Raw genomic sequence first — 21041 nt, 5'->3', positions numbered from 1 at the left:
GGAACAGGACAATCTCTTAAAGTCCCCCAAAATTGGGGGATTTAGGGGGCAGATCTTGCTGCTTTAGAAATCTGTTCTAAAACTGCTGATAAATCCTTCATAACCTGCTCATTAGTAAATCTGAGAACACGGTAGCCAAAAGCTTCTAATTTTTCAGTCCTAGCTTGATCGTATACTTGTTGTTGATCGTGAATGCCACCATCAACCTCTATAACCAATTTGACACTAGGACAGTAAAAATCAACAATAAACCTTCCTACAGGATGCTGACAACGAAACTTTAGTCCCTCAATCTGACGACCTCGTAATGCTTGCCATAAAATTGATTCAGCAGGTGTTAATTCTTGTCGTAAACGACGTGCCGCTTCTTCAATTTCCTGATTAGTACCACGAATCCTGATAGAGTCTTTAGACATTTTTTTAGTGTCTTTAGTAATTCTCCTACTAAACAGTATACGTTTCAAGCCATCTAGCCCCCCTAGCCCCCCAAGATTGGGGGGAACAGGACAAGCTCTTCAAGTCCCCGATAATTGGGGGAAACAGGACAACTTCTTAAAGTCCCCCATAATTGGGGGATTTAGGGGGCAACTCACCCTAAAGCCTTCATTAACTCCTGTTTCAGCGCATCCTGTACCGTCGCCATCTGCTGCGCGATCGCTAAATACTCTTGCATCAACTCATCAGGATCACCATGATTTACTTCAACCTCATGGGGATTTTTACAATCAAGATTATAATTACGCGCGGCAATTTCCTCAGCCGAAACCTTCCACGCATATTCATTAACCTTGCGCCCCTTTCTTTCCGCACCGCCCCACCACTTTTTCTCGCGCTCAAACTCTTGAATCGTCAGAGGCTTAGATCGTGAGTAAGATTTGTAACCATCAGGATAAGGATGTTCAAAAAACCACACATCCTGAGTCGTTGCACCTTTTTCAAAAAAGAGAATATTCGTATTAATACTTGTATAGGGACTAAAAACACCCTTCGGCAAACGCACAATTGTATGTAAATTGAACTCCTCCAGCAACTCCCGTTTCAGCGTTGTTTTCACGCCCTCACCAAACAAAAACCCATCAGGCAATACCACCGCCGCCCGTCCCGTCTCAGGCTTAAGCAAGTGCATAATCAACGCCATAAACAGATCCGCCGTCTCCCGCGTTTGATACTTTTTCGGGAAATTGCTCTCAATGCCATCTTCCTCCATCCCCCCAAAAGGCGGATTAGTAATAATGATATCCACCCGATCCTTCTGCGTATAATCCCGAAGCGGACGGCTTAAAGTATTGTCGTGAAGAATATTGCTGGGTACATCAATCCCATGCAACATCAACATTAGTCATCGCCAACATATGCGGCAAAGGCTTTTTCTCCACCCCAGTAATATTTGCTTGCAGCGTTTCCCGTTCCTCAGCCGTTTTCACCTGTAGCTTCAAATGCTCAATAGTATTAGTCAAAAAGCCACCCGTACCGCAAGCCGGATCAAGAATCTTTTCACCCAATCGCGGATCGAGAATATCCACCATAAACTGAGTTACGGCGCGGGGTGTGTAATATTACCCCGCATTCCCCGCAGATTGCAGATCCGCCAAAATCTTTTCGTAGATATCATTAAATAAATGGCGATCGCTAGAAGAATTAAAATCTACATCTCTCTCAATACAATTAATCACCTGTCGTAACAGCGTCCCCGACTTCATATAGTTGTAGGCATCCTCAAACACCGCACCAACCACCCTGCCATGCGGAGACACCCCCGCAGCCGTTGCCAACCGCTTCAACTCAGGAAACAGTTGATTATTCACAAAATTAAGTAAATCTTCCCCCGTCATCCCCTCGGAATTTTTCGCCCAACTGCCCCAGCGCAACTGACTCGGCAACGGCGACTTATACCCAGGAATAGTAAATTCCCACTCCTGCTCCTTATCATCAAAAATCTTCAGGAAAATTAACCACACAATCTGGCTAATGCGTTGAGCGTCGCCATCAACGCCCACATCCTTACGCATAATATCTTGAATAGTTTTAATTAGGGTTGCGATCGCCATATTGTTCTTCTAATTCTTTGATGTAGTTGCTATGTCTTGGAGATCCCCCTAAATCCCCCTTAAAAAGGGGGACTTTGATGAGAACTTTCCGGTTTCCGCTTAAATTGGGGGACTTTGAGAACTTTCCGGTTTCCGCTTAAATTGGGGGACTTTGAGAACTTTCCGGTTCCCCCCTTATCAAGGGGGGTTAGGGGGGATCGAACTTAACGAATAGAGCGTAGTTGCTTATTCTATCCGCCATAAAGCGACACTTTAAGCTCCCGCAAAGCCTCCTCATAACCCTGTAGCCCACCAAAAGCGCGAACAATCTCCATCGGAGTGCCAAACTGTGTAAACGGCACTACAGTTAAAATTTGGCGTTCCTCAATCTGAGCAACACCTTGATCCGCATACTTATCAAGCATTGCTTCTAACACCCGTCTTGCTTGCTCTCCATACTTGGCGAAGAAATTTCGCTTTTTCACATTTTCAGCCCTTTCCCTGCGGGTTAAAGGCGGCATATCCCAAGCAACATGACAAAGCAAGTCAAAAGGATCGCAATCTATACCAATCTCATCAGCCAGAGCCTCAAAGAATACACCCTCTTGAGCTAACTCATCAACGATCGCCTGTTTCTTATCTGCACTACTCCAACGTTTCAAAAAATCATCCAGCGAGGCAAATTCCTTAGTCACAGTCTGGCGCGTATAGTCCTTAAGCGATGCGGTAATCAGCTTACCATCAGCATCGAAATACTGCACCCTCTCCCCAACCACCTTAACTTCAACATTAGCCACCACATATCGCCGAGGATAAATTTCCGTTAGAGAATTCAGATTTTCTTCTCGAATAGCAAAATTATCCTCTTTTTCCGTATCTAAATCTGTAGTTTTTTCATCCTCTACCACATCTGGCGGTACTGGTGATTCATCTAATTTTGGCTCATAAATCTGCACCGGATCGCCATCAAAATTGGGGTCAGCAAACAGTTCAGTCGCTTTTTTAAAATCAATTATAGTAAAATAAAATTTATCATACTCCTCATTAATTCTCGTACCTCTACCAATAATTTGTTTAAACTCCGTCATCGACTGAATTCTTTGATCTAGCACAATCAACTTACAAGTTTGAGCATCAACCCCCGTAGTCATCAATTTTGAAGTAGTAGCAATTACCGGATATTTCGCTTCAGGAAAGATAAAATTATCAAGTTCAGCCTTCCCTTCTTCATTGTCCCCCTTAATCCGCATCACATACCGCGAATCAGCAGCAAGGTCAGCATTTTCATTGACTAGCGCCTGACGCATTCGCTCTGCATGATCGACATTTTCACAAAATACAATTGTCTTATCAAAGCGGTTAGTTTCTTTTAAAAACTCACTGACTTTTTCTGCTTAGACTTCCACAACCGCCAAATAATTTGAAAAGCCGTAAAAGTTTTACCCGTACCAGTAGCCATAACTAACAAGATGCGATTTTGCCCTTTCGCGATCGCTTCAATCGTCTTGTTAATCGCCAACAGTTGATAATAACGGGGAGTTTTGTTACTACCGTCACTATAATAATCTTGGGTAACTAAATAGTCGCGATCGCTCAATCCTTTATATATAGACCACCATCGCCACAGCAGATCCGCAGAGGGAAATTCATCTAAACTAATTTCACGCTCAATAATGCCATCTGTAGCGATCTTATTATGAAATAAAAAGCCGTCACCATTAGAACTAAACACAAAAGGAACCTGAAGCAATTCAGCATAACCAAGAGCTTGTTGCATTCCATCCCCTACCGAATGCTTATTATCCTTAGCCTCAATAATTGCGATCGGTATATTAGGCTTATAAAAAAGCACATAGTCAGCCCGCTTATTCTTAGCGCGTGTGTGCAGTTTTCCGCGAACAATAATCCGTCCATTTGTCAGGGAAAATTCCTCTCGCACCTGCGTTGCAATATCCCATCCCCCGCGTACTAAGGCAGGAATAATATATTTAGTGCAAATGTCGCGTTCAGAAAATTGCTTTTTATCCATAGTAATAGTATTGTGGGATATGCTCTAAAAGGGCAAGTGTGAGATAATGTGTATTGTTAATAACAATAAAGTATTTAATTCATGCCTTGGTTAAAAAAGCTACTTCCTTTATTTACTGTTATTTACTGCACAACTGTAAGTACAACCGTTAAAGCCGAAACATTTGATCGAGATGTGTCTCGTTTTGTATCGGGAACTGGAACCGTCCTTTATTTAGGAACTGGTGTAGTTTTACCTTTATTAATTGATGGTAAAAATGGAGGACAACACTCTATACGCACACTTGATTCTTTAGGGACAAGTGTTTTACTTTGCCAAGGATTAAAAGAAGTAGCCCAGGTAAAGCGCCCCGACTCTGAGGAAAGAGATAGTTTTCCTAGTTGTCACGCCACAGCAGCTTTTTCGGTTGCAACTATGCAAAGCCATTATCACCCTGAATCTGCTTTACTGTGGTATGGTGGAGCATCTGCGATCGCACTTTCTCGTGTTAATCTTAATCGCCATCGTGTTACCGAAGTACTAGCAGGCGCAGCCTTGGGATATTTCACATCACGCTTAGAGTTGAGCCAAAAACGCGGATTGATTTTGTTTCCGTTAATTAGAACTGAAAATAAAACTGATACAGTTGTGGGGCTACAAGTAGTTGGCTATTTTTAATAACATTAATAGACCTCTTGCACAAGTATAATTTAAAATAATTAACCACAGATATCCACAGATGCACACAGATAAACACAGATGTAATCAGGGATTTTTGCAAGAAATCTAATGAATACAAAACTTGGGATTATTGCTCTAATTACTTTTATTAATGCACTAAGCTTTACTATTTTAATTCCCATCATTTACTTGTATGGTAAGCAATTTGGGCTGAACTATTTACAAACCAGCTTTTAATTTTCCCTGTACGCGCCCGCGAAGCGAACACATTAAAAGCCTATCGGTAAAACGTCCTTTCAAGAGTATTTAACCGCAGATGTTGGCGAAGCCTGCGCAATAGCGCATACGCAGATAAACGCAGATATTTTTTATTGATTATCTAAGGTTGATTATATTTAGTGCCAGCATCCTGTTCGCTGGTATTTTTTGGCGTAAGTCCTGTATATCTTGTCAAGCAACCACATCTCTAGACAGATACGTTTATAAACAAATCCCGCAGAGAATAAAAAATAAGCTGTTTTGACCTCACTGGTCTGGTAAGTTAAATAAGTTAAATAATATTCAAGGACTAATAGCTTACCGAAGAGGTTTAGCTAAGGTAGCAGGGGTAAGATTAGCTTATGGCACTGATTGTTCAGAAATATGGTGGGAGTTCTGTTGGCTCAGTTGAACGCATCCAAGCTGTAGCCCAGCGCGTACTGAAAACTGTCTCTTCAGGTGACTCGGTGGTAGTTGTTGTTTCTGCAATGGGCAAAACTACTGATGGTTTAGTAAAACTAGCCAAAGAAATTTCTAACAATCCGAATCGCCGAGAGATGGATATGCTACTATCCACTGGCGAACAAGTTACTATTGCCCTGCTAAGTATGGCGTTGCAGCAGTTAGGACAACCTGCAATTTCTTTAACTGGGGCGCAGGTAGGTATTGTCACAGAACCAGAACATACCCGTGCTAGAATTCTCCAAATTAAAACAGAACGAATTGAGCGACATTTAAAAAATGGTGAGGTTGTTGTTGTTGCTGGGTTCCAAGGTGTTAGTGAAACAGGTGAATTAGAAATTACTACCTTGGGACGCGGTGGTTCAGATACCTCAGCCGTAGCTTTAGCGGCTGCTTTACAAGCTAATTTCTGCGAAATTTACACGGATGTACCTGGAATTTTAACCGCAGACCCCCGACTGGTTCCAGATGCTCATTTGATGACAGAAATTACTTGTGATGAAATGTTGGAATTAGCCAGTTTAGGCGCGAAGGTATTGCATCCAAGAGCGGTGGAAATTGCCCGTAATTATGGTATGCCTTTGGTGGTGCGTTCTAGCTGGACTGATGATCCTGGTACATGGGTTGTTTCACCACCACCGCAACCGCGTTCTCTGGAAGGGTTGGAAATTGCCCGTCCTGTTGATGCGGTAGAATTTGATACGGATCAAGCAAAAGTCGCAATGTTGCGCGTTCCAGACCGTCCTGGGGTAGCTGCAAGCTTATTTGGTGAGATTTCTGATCAAGATTTGGATGTTGATTTAATTATCCAGTCGATCCACGAAAGTAATACTAATGATATTGCTTTTACTGTTAGTAAAGGGATGTTGAAGCGTGCAGAAGCAGTTGCATCAGCTATAGCACCCGCCCTTCGCAGCAATAACCATTCACTTGAAGAAGCTGAGGTGATGGTTGAGTACGAAATTGCCAAAATTAGCATTGCTGGCGCTGGTATGATTGGACGACCTGGGGTAGCGGCGCAAATGTTTGCTACTCTGGCTGATGCTGGAATTAATATCCAGATGATTTCAACTTCGGAAGTTAAAGTTAGTTGTGTAATTGATGCTAAGGATTGCGATCGCGCGATCGCTACTTTATGCCAAACTTTTGATATCAATACATCTCCGGCTCAACTCACAACTAAACTAGGAGCAGACAATGCTCAATCTTCCCCTGTAGTCAGAGGTGTAGCACTCGATCTTAACCAAGCGCGTCTTGCTATTCTCCATGTTCCAGATCATCCTGGTATGGCAGCTAAATTATTCGGGCTTCTAGCTAAAAAGAATATCAGCGTTGATATGATTATTCAATCACAACGTTGCCGTGTAATTAATGGTGTTCCTACCCGTGATATTGCTTGCACAGTAGCACAAGCAGATGCAGAAGATGCTCAGATAGCACTACAACAAGCTACACCAGAATTAGGTTGTGGTGAGATTTTAGTTGATCCAGAAATTGCTAAAGTTAGCATTGTCGGTTCTGGAATGGTAGGACAACCTGGTGTTGCAGCTAAGATGTTTGCAGCATTGGCGCAGCAAAAAATTAATATTCAGATGATTACTACTTCTGAAATTAAAGTTAGTTGCGTTGTTGCACAAGAGCAAGGAGTTACTGCTTTGCAAACAATTCATCAAGCATTTGAGCTTGCAGGTAGCCAAAAGATTGAAGTCCCAGCTTAATCAATTATCAATTAACAATGAACAGTTATAGCAAGCGCAACAGTTAGGACATTACACTTCTTGCTCTCAGTCACAATTTTGATTTTTTATCGCAGAGGGGAGCAGATAACGCAGATGGCGCAGATGTTTACCAAGATTTATCAAGAGCCACCTTAGCTGTTGCTATAGTTGTTAATTGATAATTGCTAATTGTTAATTGAAAAAAACGGTCACTATGGCAAAGTGACCGCACAATTAAATATAGGAGATTCTCGTTCTTAGGCTAGATGGAAGATTTAAGATTTTTATGCAATAAGATATCCGGTAATAAAGTTACTAACTAAGGCAAGTGCGATCGCGCCAATTACAGCAGTCCAAATGCCCCAACGCAAACGAAATCCTTCAACTAACTTCGCAGCTACAGTTAATGCAATCACATTGATCACAAATGAGAACAGCCCTAAAGTTAGTACCTTAGAAAAAAATCCGTAAATACCAAATGTTAAAAAATTTGGTATTGTAAATAGAAAGAAACTCAAAGCTGTATTAACAACCCCTAAAGTCGCCGCAGAAACTAAAGCTTTTGGTGTGCTATCAATTTCTACACCTAACGGGATTTGAGAAATAATTAGTAAACTTGATGAAGTAACTAACCAAACTATTAAAATATCAGTCAAGTTCATAGGAATAACTCCTAATTAAAAATTTATTGCAAACAACCTTGCTATAAATACTAATTTAGAGCTAATATAATCAATTACCATCTGCTAATTGGTATAAATTATTCTACCTCTGAGGATTAGGCGGAGATGTTCCTGGGGCTAATGTTGCACCTGGATTAGGAACATTAGGACTTAAAGGGAAATTACTAGGAGAATTAGGATTAATACCTTGTCCATTAAAAGGTATTCCTGGGTTAATTGGTAATTGTGGTTGACTAGGGTTAGGTATGCCAGAAGGATTAGGGGGAACAGGATTAGTTCCTGAGTAAGGTGTGAGGCTAGGGCTTTGTGTACCTTGATTATTAGAACTAGGATCTTGTGGAGAGGCGCTAGGTAATGTTGCTAAAGCTACGCGATCGCCTCCTATAGAACGTAACAAATCTAATACTTGGATCACATCGTTATAGCTGGAAGTTTTTGCAGCATATAGCACCATCAACCCATTAGGATTTGTTGCTCTATAGTTTTTTAAACCTTCAGATAGCTGATCTTTAGACATCATTACCTGTTTTTCTAGGTAAACTTGACCAAAATCATCTAAGCTAACAATCAACATATCTCGCATCTGCGGTACGCCACTTTTAGCTTGAGGCAAATTTACATTGATTGCCTGCTGACGAGTTAGTTGCAAAGCAGCTAAGAGAAAAAACGTCAGAATACAAAAAATTACATCAATTAAAGGAATAATTTCGATCCGAACTTCTTCAGTAGGGTTATCTAGGTTAATCTTCATAGGTGTAATAGTAGTAAGCTTGGTTATTGGTCATCGGTCATTGGAGTTGAATTTTCCGGGTTATCAAAACGTTCTACTGGCTCTTTAATCAGATTAGGGCGATCGCTTACATTTGCTAAATATTGTCGGTAGAGTAGTTCTAATTCATTTCCCGATTGACGAAATATTTTGACTTGATTGAACAACAAAGCTTGAAATACGCGAAAAAAAGCCAAACTTGTAATCGCTACAATCAAACCTGTTGCAGTAGTGATCAAAGCCTCACTAATCCCTAAAGTCACTCCTGTAGTTGAAGAAGTTCCCAAATCTCCTAGCTTGATACCACTAAGAGAGGTAATCAAGCCTAAAACCGTACCTAACAATCCCAATAACGGTGAAAGAGCAATTACAGCTTCTAAAATTTTGTCACCCCGACGCATTGAGGTTAATTCCTCATCTGCTGCTGCCTCTAGTGCCAGCTTAAACACCTCTGGATCAGGATTGGGTAGCCGCAGGGGTGCATACAGAAATCGACCAATAGGCTGCTTTCTAGACTGGAGAGCGATTTCCTGAGCCAATTGCCAATCGCGCTTACTAGCTGATACCAAAACGCGATCGACAATCTCGCGTTCCTTAGTTAAAATTCTTGACCAAAACCACAAACGCTCTAAAATTGTGGCGACCGACAAAAGCGATAAAGCCAGTAGCGGCCACATCGCTGGCCCACCTCTTTCAATAAGTTCTGTAACAGTCACAGCTTTCTCTTCCCTCCGTACCTTGGCAAACGCAAGTTTTGAAAAATAGAGTATTAAAACCCTAATACGCTTAGTGTTAACAAAATTGTAGGTTGGGTTGAAGTTTTACGAAACCCGACCTCAGCAGTGTTATGGAACTGACGCATATAGCAGCCCCTCTTAATTGTTAATTGTGGAGTTGGGTTTTCCACACCTGCATATTGTTAGCATTTTTGTCAAGATAAAAATAGCTGGAGGAAACAAATATGAATTTTTCAATTCAATCTTTTTATAACTGGTATCGCAGCACACTTCGCAATCCGAAGTATCGCTGGTGGTTGATTCTAGGTTCATTAGGGTATTTGTTCAGCCCGATTGATATTGCCCCAGACTTTATACCTGTAGTTGGACTGCTCGATGATGCAGTAATTTTAACTCTGCTAGTTTCAGAAGTGTCTCAAATGTTAGCCGCCCGCCTCAAGGGTCGCAGTAACGAAGAAACCCCAGAAACTAACCCTGCTAGTAGTGAGACTGTAGATGTTAATGCAGTTCCCCTTAAGTAAGATTAGCTAATCTCCCATCTGAGCAGATTCCTCAGATGTGTAGTTAGCAACGCTTCTGCACTTCTACTAGACTGAATCAAAAGCACGCAAAATTACTAACAATTAGTAAAATTTCTTAACAAACTACGGATGTACTCACTTAGTACATCCGTAGTTTGTTTAATTTTGTTGCCAATACAAGCATGAACTATACTCAAAAAAATCTCCCTTAGTAGCAAAACTTATTTTTATTGTCACGTAGTAGAGGAACTTTTATGAATTAAGAAGGGTAAAATGTTGATTTTTGCAAAAAATATTATAAATATGATTTATTTTAAGTAGTTTATTGACCGAGCCATCACCAGCAAAACTACGCAATATTAAATCGTAGGCATTAATGCTCACGATTTAATTATGGTCTGTTATATATCTAGCAGATGTAGCGAAATCATCTTACAGGAGCTTTCTGGGTAAATGTTGATAAATCTAATTTATTTATTATTAAACATCTAATATACTAAGGTTTTCAACTTCATCCGGACGATTTTAAATTATTTTAATAATATGTTTTAATTCAGTAAAAATACAGATTATTTTTATCAAAAGTACCGTAATTACACGGTAGCTATTTAGGTCTAATCAGAAGAATCTAAGATAGTTGTTAAAGTTTTTTTTAGCTATGTAAAACGTTAATTAAAGCCATTACAAAACAACTCACTAGCTTGTAACAAATGCCAGCTAGACTATATGGACTGTAGTAGATACAGCACTTTGCATCTAAATGTAGTACATCCCTCGCCAACCCTCGCAAAATTTGTGGGGAAGGGGCAACAATCATGCGGTTGGGGTAATTTTGTACTTCATTAACTTAAAATCTGCTGTAAATAAATAGGTGCAAATTAACTGCGATTTATTCTTTGATTATTTTAAGGATATGAGCGGCATAATTTGCCTTAGTTAAATTTACAGATGGATCTAAAGCCCAATGTTGCTAAAGATTTTTGGTTGTTAAGCATTAAGCGTTTTGGCGTATGTTGATTGCGCTAAATAGCGCAAGACAACGAACCAGGCTAGAAACGATACTAAAGGAGTAGAGAAAAGATAGCTCTTGAAAAAACAATGAAGTCAAGCATTAATTGCTAATTACTATATTTTTTCATTAAGAGTTACAGACTAGCAGCTACTTCCCTCAGTTTCCCCAAAAAATAATTCACAATACATGAGTAATTCTATGCAAACTCACAGAAAGAATAAGTTATACCGACAACTCGTAGCAAGCGCCCTGATATTTGGTGGTGCTTTTCAACTGGTAGCTCCAGTGCTGGCTGAAGGCACGCCTGCTGGAACAACTATTACCAACACCGCTACTGGTACTTATGACGATGGTAATGGTATACAAATTCAAACTATATCTAATACAGTTCAGATTACGGTAGCTGAAGTAGCTGGTATCACCGTCAGCAATGCTGGTGTTGATAACTTGACAGCTTCTGGTACACTTATAACACCTGGGCAAAAAGGTAACTTCAAATTTAATGTAACTAACACTGGTAACGACCCCACCACATTCTTTATCCCTGGTGCGGATATTTTAAATGGTTCTAAGGCTGTTACAAATGCTCAAGCAACAAGTGTCACCTATGAAATATTAAATGCAGATGGCACCGTCAATAAGACTTTAACTCCTAATCCTGTTCCTATTGCAGCAGGTGGCGGTCAAACAGCCTCTATGCTGCCAGGAGGACAGGTTCGGGTCAATGTTAACGTTGATGTTCCCTCTAATATTGATCCCAAGGGAGTAGTCACCGTTGCTTTAGGTAAAACCCCTACTATGGGGGATCAAAACGTACCACGGGGAGCAGATCCTAATGACGTTTATACAATGGACAATGCTGACGGCGCTTCAGGTGAAATAGCTGGACCTCCAGTCAACGGAGTTCGAGAAGCAAGCGCCGAACAAAAGGTTTCTATGGAAGGAAATCTGAAGCAGCCGTTTGTGATCATTAAAAAGAAGCATACTTTTGGTAATAATAACAATGCTGGGGTTATAGGTGACACGCTGAAATATGACTTCGGTCTTACGGTTTTAAACACTCGTCCGGCTAACGCACCCCCAGATGTTACAGCAACTGAGGCGTTGCAGCCAACGTTTGTCCCTGGTTTAAGTACAAAAAATGGAACAACTGTAACGAATAAGCACGTATTAATCTCTGATGTCATTCCTGCGGGTACAGTCCTGGATTATGATCCTGCTGTTCCTGCTACGCTCCCACAGGCTCCAACGGACTGGACAGCAGTTTATAGTACGGATGACCCAGGTCTTACAGGAACGCCATCCTATAAAGCAACTTGGTCAAAAACAGCGCCAGCAGATCCAACGACAGTTAAGCGGATAGGTTTTGTTTATACAGCGGACACGGCTGTTTCTAACAATGGTGTCGCCATTGAAAATTTCAACTTTACTGTTAAGTTCACTGGGTCTATCCAACAAGGCGCTGAAATTGCCAACATTGCTCAGGTATTCGGTGAAAAAACAGGCGTAACTCCTAGTGATACGACAGTTCCCAGTATCTTTGATGAATCTGGTGACGCAGACCATAACAACGACTCCAATGGTGATGGATCTCCAGATCTTTTACCCAGCAACACTACTGGTATAGCCAACCCTAGTACTCAAGGAGTTGACACAAATAACGATAACTCAGGTACGGGACCTGCTGGTGAAGCCAACGTATACAAAGTAGGACTTACTGCTGGTGTTTTGAATGGAACTGTTATTACTGCTGGTGCTTCCACTACTCTTCACCCGGATGCCGTCGGTCCAACCAGTAATAATGATGACTTTACTAATCGTGCTAGTGCGGTTGCTCCTAATAAAGTGCCAGTGGTTACTTTCAGTAACTCAATACAAAACAAAAGTGGTGGTGCTGCCAGTTTAAGTTTAATACCCCAAGCAGTTGATCTGAGAGATTTACCCGTAGGAACAACCATTATTACTATTGGGGATACTCTCGGTAATAAGGTGACTTATACAGCAAATCAATCAGTATTGAATAACGTCCCAAGCGTAACAGCTAGTGGTAATCCATTGACTTTTGCTAATGTTGCGGCTGATGATATTAAGCAGTACGAAGTCACGGTAGATTTGCCTGAGAATACTCCTCAAAACGTGGGTTATGATGTACCAATTACAGCCTTTGTAGACAGTAACGCTAATAATCTACCTGATGGTAATGAAGCTCAAAATAAAACAATTGATCGGGTTTATGCTGGCTTCCTCTCTCTGTTAAAAGAAACCCAGGTGATCGATGGTGACGCTACCACCTTTAACGCTGCAAATTTCAGCATCAATCCCAAGAAAGCAGCACCAGGACAAAAAATTGTGTATCGGGTTACCTACAAGAATATTTCTGAGGCAGAACCAACAAGTCCAAGTCTAAGTGATGCTAGTCGTACAACCTACTTACACAACGTTTTCTTGAGTGGTCAGAATATCACGCTTACAGAAGATGGTACTACAGGTGGTAATAACTGGGCAATCGATCAAAACGGTGACAATATTATCGACACCAGTCATGTAGGTAACACTGCAACTCAAGATTCAAGAAATTCTTCTATCAAGTACTATGTAAATTCAAGTGATACATCATTCATTCTCGCTGAACCTGCTACGAATAGTATTGTCAGTAAGTATGTTGATCCTGTAACAGGTGTTTTGAAGGGCGGTGAATTTGGAACATTCATTTTCCAACGTAGGCTGAATTAAGTCGAGCAATTGGGACACCTTTTCAAACAGGTGTCCCCAACTTCCCAAAAGATTGATGGCTTCGGTAAGAAAATAGTTGTAAATTTACAAAGGAAATTGAGATGAAACGTTTATCTATCGGTACTCTAGGCGCGATCGCTCTTTTAGTTGCAGTACCAGTAATCAGCACTATCCCTGGTGTTCCTAACTTAGGACAAATGGGACAAGCCCTCGCTGATACTGTTAAGCAAGCTAAGGTGCAACTAAGTTTGGCAGCAGAAAAGAAAGTTATTGCACGCAACGATCAAGGTCAAGAAAAAATAACTTGGCAGACTTTGCAAGGCAAAGCGCAGGTTAATCCAGGTGATGTAATTCGCTACAATATTAATGGTCAAAATAATGGCGATCGCGCAGCTAAAAAATTGGTTCTGAATCAACCAATTCCTCAAGGAACCATTTACGTTTTGAATTCTGCTACTGGTAATAACGGCGCAACTACTACCTTTAGTATTGATGGCGGTAAAAATTTCCTAGCCAAGCCGACTATTCAAGTGAAGCTTCCTAATGGAAAAACCGAAGTTAGACCTGCTCCTGCTGATAGATACACCCAGGTTCGTTGGACTTTTGGTGAACAAATTCAGCCTAAAGCTACTGTCAACGCTTCCTATGAAGTGAAAGTGCGCTAAGTGGTAATGTTTTGGCGATCGCTTAGGGGTATCTTGAATCAGGCGATCGCTAATTTTACAGCAGTATTAAACAACGGTAAATTATACAAATTTTAGGGGTAGGGCGATTACTAATTATTTTTAGTAATCACCCAATAAATTATTTTTAAAACTAGATAGTAAGTCACGCAGTTTTATTGCTGTTTCCAGTTCATTATTCGGGGGTTATAAGAAGATTTCTGTGAACTTTCTAACTGTAAAACGCCCCATTAAATCAATTAATGGCTGTCTACACATCCTAGCTGCTAGTGCTATTACTGGAGGAATTTTACAAATTGCGGCGATTGCTGGAGCGCAAACTCAAGCAAATTGTCCCCGGCAATCTATCGAAAATCAAGCGGTCTCTGTCTATCAGGATACATCTTCTCAAGGAAGTCCTGATGTGAGTAGTTCATCAAACTTAGTCATTAATTGCCTATCGCGGCAATTAACAACAATTAATACCGCCGGAATTACAGACAGTAATAGTAATAGGATTTTAAGGGATTTGACAGAAGCTTTAATGACTGTACTTCGCAGAGACACGAATTTAACCTCTGAAGAAGCCAATAAAGCAGTTATGGTTGCTACTCAAGCTTGGGCAAAGTTGCCTGCTAATTCTTCAATTACCACTATATTTACAGCAGCACGCACAGCCATCGTAGCAGCATTACCTAATAAAGCGAACTTGTTAGATAGTGTTGGTACTTCTAGTAAAGTATTGAGCCTTGCCAAAGGTCTAAAATCTAACAAAGCAAATTTATCTGATAATATTGGTTTTTCTTCAGAACAACAAGTTAGTAACCTGGCAAAACAAGTACTAAAACAAGCTTTAATATTAGCAGGTATCCCCAAAGAAACGGCTGAACAAATGGTGGAAATGATCCCATTAGATCAAAGCATTTCTAATGGGTTTCAGAGTGTTAAATCTGCTTATCCAAAGCAAATACAAGCACTCAATCAAGTTCAACAAAATTTAGTGGGAGAGTTGGATAACCTCAAACAAGAAATTCAAACACAACTTATATCAGGAAATGAACTTGCTTTTGCTTTTGTATTACGAAATACTAAATTAACAGAAGACGATAATACAGGCGATATTGATTTTTGGATTCCTAATCCTGCTGAGGAACAAATTAAATTTCTTACAGGATCTGGTACTGTAACTGCGGTTAAATATCAAGTCTTGAATGCTCAAGGAGATATCACCGCTCAAGGAACTGTTACAGATTCCCAATTTATTAGAGTTGCTAAAGGAGGAGAATTAAAAGTTTGGGTAATGCTGAAACTTGGCACAGTTCTTAGTGCAGGTAGCGGTTGGGTAGTGGCGCTAAATAATAGTGTTACTGGGGAAGTTGTACAGCAAAGTACTGTAAGTTTTACATCGGCGTTAACCGATCCTTTTGGTCGAATTACTAGCTGTACAGGCGGGACTTTGGCGAATTATCAGGGATTCAATGTTGGCTTATATGAACCCGATGCGAATGATAGTACAGGAACTGGCATTGCTGGGATAGTTCCCTTAACAGGTACAGAACTTCCCGATAATCCTAATAACCAAGTACCCAGAGGTATTACTCCTAATACTCAAAATAGTAACCCTTTCAACCTCACGAATAGCGATCAAGGTCGTTACAGTTTTCTGTTAGATAAAAGTCGCGGTCAGTTAAGTGTAGGTAAAACTTATATTTTATTAGTAAACACGCCTTCAGGTTCCAACTATCGTGGACGGCGCGTTCGGATCAAGATTGATGGCATTACGAAACAGGCAGATAATTCAGAAATTGTTAAATATACTGCTACCTCTCTAGATGATTTACCGATTAGTATCTTATTCCAACCTGGTCAGTCACTTCCTACAAAAACTGATGAAAACTCCACAAAAACTGGAGAAATTGCAAGTTTTGTAGAAACTGGAGAGATAGTCATTGAAAATGCTGAGGCTCAAGGGTTAAGTTTAGCCGTTGTTAGTTTGTTTACAAGCGTGTGTGAAGCTTCGGAACTGCAAATTGTAAAAACAGGCGATCGCGCGGCGGCTGAACCAGGAGATACTGTAATCTATCGCCTCTCCATCAGAAATCTTAGCAACACTAATATTAACAACTTAGAGATTACAGATAACTTACCATTAGGATTCAAATTTTTACCCGAATCTGTTAGGGCTTCTCTCCCAATTTCTGGAAAAACGAATCCTGTCGCCATTACTTCTAGCCAGAATGATTCAAATATTAACTTTAAAGTCGCAGAAACTCTATCCAAGGGAAGTGTGCTAACAATTGCCTATGCTGTCGTTCTTACTCCAGATGCAGTTAGAGGGACAGGTCAAAATATTGCCAACGTTAAAGGAAAACGCACTGATAATAATTTGCCTGTAAAAGATGGTCCTACCATGTTCCAATTACGTATTAGACCAGGAATATTATCTAATACAGGTACTATTTTGGGTCGTGTGTTTGTTGATAAAAACTTTGATGGTGAACAACAAGCAAATGAACCTGGTATTCCTAATGCTGTGATCTTTATGGATGACGGTAATAAAATTACTACTGATCCTAATGGATTGTTCTCCGTTGCCAACGTGCTTCCAGGTTCCCGCAGTGGAGTTTTAGATCTTAGTAGTCTCCCTGGTTATACCTTAGCTCCTAATCTTTATATCAAGGAACGCAATAGCCAATCTCGATTGGTGCATTTAGCGCCAGGGGGCATGGTGCGTATGAACTTCGGAGTTACCCCCACATTTAAAGGAGAAAAACCCTAAGTGGGTTAAAACTTCAGCTTGAGGAATTACTCTACCAAGTTTAAAAAACTTAGTACATTTGGCTGAGATGTTTGCGTAGTTTTACCGAAGATTTCTCGCAATTAGGAATGATATAAATAGAGTATTGGAAAAACATTTCTCAGGGCAATCTACCAGTAATCTCAATAATTAAAATTTCTAAAAATAATTAAGATTAATTATTTTTAATTTCCAATCAATATTTTAGTAATTATCAAATCCACAGACCCGCTGATTCTAGAGATGGCGGCGGTTCATAGTGCTTATGCAAGAAGGTAAAAATGCGTCGGGAGGAACAATCTTTAAAGAGCAGCTTATTTAAGTTTGGAAGTGTAATTCTTGCATCCTGTATATTGATGCAGAGTCACTCGGTTAAAGCGGCAGATGATAAAAATAACCCAGTGAATTCTGAGGGTGGTCAAACTCAGAATCTTCCTGAAAATTCAGTAACACCTGAGAATAAAGTAGATCAAGTTGGTAATTCTATAGCGCCAACCGATGTAAAGATTATCACTCCCACATCTAATACTGTTTTAGATATTCCAGCAACATCAGTCGTTCTCCAATTTCCAGCAGAAGCTAAGGTAGAACTTCGAGTTAATGGAGTATTAGTTGAATCTAGTTTAATTGGGCGTACTGAGACTGATCCTAAGACAAAGTTAGTAACACAAACTTGGTATGGAGTTTCCTTCCGCGAGGGAGAAAATATTCTGACTGCCCAAGCCACAATTAATGGTGTAGCAAGCCAAATCGCTTCAGTTAAAGTGCAGGTAGCGGGAGATGCTCAACGGCTAACTGTGGAAACCGTAGAAAAGCAAATTCCAGCAGATAATCGTTCAACTGCTACTGTTCAGGGTCAGCTTTTAGATAAAAATGGCAATCGTTCTAATCGAGATGCAATTGTTACTCTAACGGCAAGTGGTGGAGAATTTGTTGGAGTAGACGCAGATACAGACCAGCCAGGGTTTCAGGTACAAGCTCGTCAAGGACAATTTACTGCAAGTTTGCGCTCTAGTAGTGAAGCTAAAGTAACTAGGATTCGGGCGGCTACTGGCGCTTTAGAAGCATTTAATCAAATTGAGTTTCAGACATCTCTGCGTCCTAGTATTGCTACAGGAGTAATTGATGTACGGTTGGGAGGTCGGGGGACAAACTATTACGAGAATTTTAGAGAATTTTTACCCCCAAGTAAAGATAACAAAACACAGTTAAATATATCTTCGGCTGTTTTTGCGACGGGTAAAGTAGGGGATTGGTTATTTACAGGAGCTTATAATAGCGATCGCGCTCTCAATGAAGATTGCAGTGGAAACACAGGTTTATCACGAGATGTACAAGCTTGTGAAGCTTATTCGGTATACGGAGATAGCTCTACAAAAGAACGCACAACTCGTTCTCAAGATAGTGTGTTTTTAAGATTTGAGCGCAACAAAGATTATGTAATGTGGGGGGACTACGACACTCAAGAATTTGCCCGCCCATCCCAAGAATTTACCGCTACGAGTCGTCAACTTCACGGTTTTAAAACTAATTATAATATTGGAAATCTGCAACTCACTGGCTTATATGCCAATAATGTGAAAGGCTTTCAGCGAGACACAATTGCTCCCGATGGCACCAGTGGTTATTATTTCGTTTCCAGACGGTTATTGGTAACGGGAAGCGAAGAGGTTTTTATTGAATTAGAAGAATTAAACCGTCCCGGAACAGTACTTTCCCGTAAAAAACTTAACAGAGGTTCTGATTATCAAATAGACTACGATCGCGGCACGTTATTATTCAATCAGCCAATCCTACGAACTGATGTAAGCCCTGAAGGATTGGTATTAGTGCGACGAATTGTTACCACTTATCAATTTGAAAGTAAAGACCCGACTGCCAACATTTTCGCAGGTCGCGCACAGTACAATTTTTCACAGGAACTTAATAAAGAAAGCTGGTTAGCATCTTCTTACTTCAGGGAAAATCAGGGGATGCGCCATTTTGAGATATATGGTGCAGATGCTTTGATTTCTTTAGGTTCAAAATCGAATTTAGTTGCAGAGTATGCCCATTCCAAAAATGATTCTGAATTGATGGGAATGGTTAGCGGCTCTGCATATCGTGTAGAAGCCAATGCCGAAATAACAGATAAAATTCAAACTCGTGCTTATTTACGTTCAGCAGATACGGGTTTTGCCAATAATGCTACTACCAGTTTTGTTGCAGGTCAAACCCGTTATGGTTTTAACGTCAACGCTCAAGTTTTGAACACTACAACTTTTCGGGCGCAATATGACCATGAAGATAATCGCGGCATTGCACCCCGACCTTTAAATACATTTGAAGATTTATTCAACCCTGGTTTAGAAGCTATTCCTGGTAGCAAAGTAGATAATTCTTTAACTACTATTTCAGCAGGAATTCAACAATCAATTGGTAATTCTAAGCTAGATGTAGACTTTATTCATCGTCAACGAGAAGACCGCCTGCAAAATAGTCCTCTTAGTGCTAATTCCAATCAGTTGCGATCGCGCCTCACTGTTCCTGTTAATAATCAAATTACATTGCGGGCGCAAAATGAAATAAACCTTTCCTCCGAAAAAGATATCGCCTATCCCGACCGCACAATATTAGGAGTAGATTGGGCTGCTTACCCCGGCATTAATATCAGCTTGAATCATCAATTTTTCACAGGACAGACAGAGGGAAATAACTCAATCACCAGCCTAGATATGAAAGGTGATTACAAATTGGGAACTGACACCGCCTTGACCGGACGCTACTCTATTATCGGTGGTGGTGGTAATTCCATGACCACTCAAGGAGCTATTGGTATAAATCAGGGTGTAAAAATTACCCCTGGACTACGCCTTAACTTAGCTTATGAGCACGTCTTTGGCGATATCTTGAATCGTACAGGGGCAGGGCAACAATTTCTCCAGCCATTTGCAGTGGGTCAAAGTGCATCTGCCATCGGTGTTCAAGGCGGCGACAGCTATAGCGTTGGACTCGATTACACCGATAGCCCTGACTTCAAAGCCAGCGCCCGCTACGAACATCGTTCTTCCTCTGACGGTAATAATAATGTCATTTCCGCTAATGTCGCTGGTAAAGTTTCCCCAGCACTGACCGCAATTGCCAATTATCAACAAGCTAACTTTTCCAATCAAACCCTTAAAGGACTAGGGGATACAGCCAATCTCAGACTAGGACTTGCCTTTCGTGACCCTAATAACGATAGCTTTAACGCTTTACTGCGTTACGAATACCGCAAAAATCCCGCTACTATTCCCGATACCCTCTTACTCGGTAGCGGTACAGGTTCTGAAGATCATACCATTGCCCTTGAAACCATCTATGCTCCTAGCTGGCAATGGGAGTTTTACGGCAAATATGCCCTGCGCGACAGCACCTCTTATCTCGCTCAAGATTTAATCGGTAATACCACAACTTCTCTGGCTCAAGTACGTGCTACTTATCGTCTGGGATACAGTATGGATTTAGTCGGAGAAGGTCGTTGGATCAATCAAACTCAAACAGGCTACAAAGAAACAGGCTTGCTGATTGAACTAGGTTACTATATCACTCCTAATTTACGCCTAGCTGCTGGATATGGCTTCGGTAAAGTTGATGACCGCGATTTTGATGGGGCGCGTTCCGCAGGAGGCTTTACCTTCGGATTAACAGTTAAGCTCAACGAATTATTTAGCGGTTTTGGATTGCAAAAAGTAGCACCCCCGCAGCAACAAGAATCTCAAGTTCAACCAGTGTCGAGTAATTCATCTACATCCCCAGCCGCAACTACCGATACACCTGCAACTGAATCAGCAACTACAGCCCCTCCAAGTGTTACTACAGATACACCCGCAACTGAGTCAACAACTACAAATCCTACTGTCCCAGCAGCAACTACTCCTGCTGTCACTCTACCTGTACAAGGTGCAACCCCATGAGAAAATTATTGACTACCAATACACAAAAATATAAAAAA

11 protein-coding genes and 3 pseudogenes are annotated in these 21041 nt (G+C 40.8%); 8 read left to right on the top strand and 6 right to left on the bottom strand.

The window, feature by feature from the left end:
• Positions 1–41: 41 nt before the first annotated feature.
• From CRI9333_RS05290 to CRI9333_RS28290, 3 genes and pseudogenes are all read right to left on the bottom strand, one after another.
• The gene (locus CRI9333_RS05290) at positions 42–416 is read right to left on the bottom strand and encodes an endonuclease domain-containing protein (RefSeq protein WP_015202131.1); all 375 of its coding nucleotides are present in this window, start codon (positions 414–416) and stop codon (positions 42–44) included.
• A 173-nt stretch (positions 417–589) separates the two neighbouring features.
• Positions 590–2048: pseudogene (locus CRI9333_RS28295) on the bottom strand (N-6 DNA methylase).
• Positions 2049–2278: 230 nt separating this feature from the next.
• Positions 2279–3915 (bottom strand): annotated as a pseudogene (locus tag CRI9333_RS28290) (type I restriction-modification enzyme R subunit C-terminal domain-containing protein); the annotation flags it as partial.
• A 222-nt stretch (positions 3916–4137) separates the two neighbouring features.
• On the opposite strand from CRI9333_RS28290, the gene CRI9333_RS05275 reads away from it, so the two are divergent.
• From CRI9333_RS05275 to CRI9333_RS05270, 3 genes and pseudogenes are all read left to right on the top strand, one after another.
• Positions 4138–4713, top strand: coding sequence for a phosphatase PAP2 family protein (locus tag CRI9333_RS05275; RefSeq protein ID WP_015202130.1), 576 nt, complete (start codon positions 4138–4140; stop codon positions 4711–4713).
• Between the two features lie 111 nt (positions 4714–4824).
• Positions 4825–4947: pseudogene (locus CRI9333_RS28520) on the top strand (MFS transporter); the annotation flags it as partial.
• Between the two features lie 389 nt (positions 4948–5336).
• Positions 5337–7154 carry an aspartate kinase gene (locus CRI9333_RS05270; protein WP_015202129.1) on the top strand — a complete coding sequence of 606 codons (1818 nt, stop codon included), beginning with the start codon at positions 5337–5339 and terminating at the stop codon, positions 7152–7154.
• 284 nt (positions 7155–7438) lie between these two features.
• Here CRI9333_RS05270 and CRI9333_RS05265 read toward each other — a convergent pair whose 3' ends face one another.
• From CRI9333_RS05265 to CRI9333_RS05255, 3 genes are all read right to left on the bottom strand, one after another.
• Positions 7439–7816 (bottom strand): phage holin family protein, encoded by a 378-nt coding sequence (locus CRI9333_RS05265; RefSeq protein WP_015202128.1) that lies wholly within the window; start codon positions 7814–7816, stop codon positions 7439–7441.
• 103 nt (positions 7817–7919) lie between these two features.
• Entirely contained in the window at positions 7920–8588 is a 669-nt protein-coding gene (locus CRI9333_RS05260) for an ExbD/TolR family protein (protein ID WP_015202127.1), read from the bottom strand.
• Between the two features lie 23 nt (positions 8589–8611).
• Positions 8612–9322 carry a MotA/TolQ/ExbB proton channel family protein gene (locus CRI9333_RS05255; RefSeq protein ID WP_015202126.1) on the bottom strand — a complete coding sequence of 237 codons (711 nt, stop codon included), beginning with the start codon at positions 9320–9322 and terminating at the stop codon, positions 8612–8614.
• Positions 9323–9567: 245 nt separating this feature from the next.
• Between CRI9333_RS05255 and CRI9333_RS05250 the strand changes: the two genes are divergently transcribed.
• The 5 genes from CRI9333_RS05250 (at position 9568) to CRI9333_RS05230 (ending at position 21003) form a co-directional block, all read left to right on the top strand.
• A complete protein-coding gene (locus CRI9333_RS05250) occupies positions 9568–9864 on the top strand; it encodes a YkvA family protein (RefSeq protein WP_015202124.1) in 297 nt (98 codons plus the stop codon).
• A gap of 1198 nt (positions 9865–11062) precedes the next feature.
• Positions 11063–13609: a DUF7925 domain-containing protein gene (locus tag CRI9333_RS05245; protein WP_041225950.1), complete on the top strand. Its 2547-nt coding sequence runs from the start codon at positions 11063–11065 to the stop codon at positions 13607–13609.
• Between the two features lie 101 nt (positions 13610–13710).
• Positions 13711–14274, top strand: a complete 564-nt coding sequence (locus CRI9333_RS05240) for a DUF11 domain-containing protein (RefSeq protein WP_015202122.1) — start codon at positions 13711–13713, stop codon at positions 14272–14274.
• A 220-nt stretch (positions 14275–14494) separates the two neighbouring features.
• Positions 14495–17050 carry a DUF11 domain-containing protein gene (locus CRI9333_RS27640; RefSeq protein WP_015202121.1) on the top strand — a complete coding sequence of 852 codons (2556 nt, stop codon included), beginning with the start codon at positions 14495–14497 and terminating at the stop codon, positions 17048–17050.
• A gap of 374 nt (positions 17051–17424) precedes the next feature.
• Positions 17425–21003 (top strand): TonB-dependent receptor, encoded by a 3579-nt coding sequence (locus tag CRI9333_RS05230; protein WP_157462270.1) that lies wholly within the window; start codon positions 17425–17427, stop codon positions 21001–21003.
• Positions 21004–21041 lie beyond the last annotated feature (38 nt).

The organism is Crinalium epipsammum PCC 9333, from assembly GCF_000317495.1.
GTDB classification, from domain to species: domain Bacteria; phylum Cyanobacteriota; class Cyanobacteriia; order Cyanobacteriales; family PCC-9333; genus Crinalium; species Crinalium epipsammum.
This window is presented reverse-complemented; position numbering and strand designations above follow the sequence as displayed.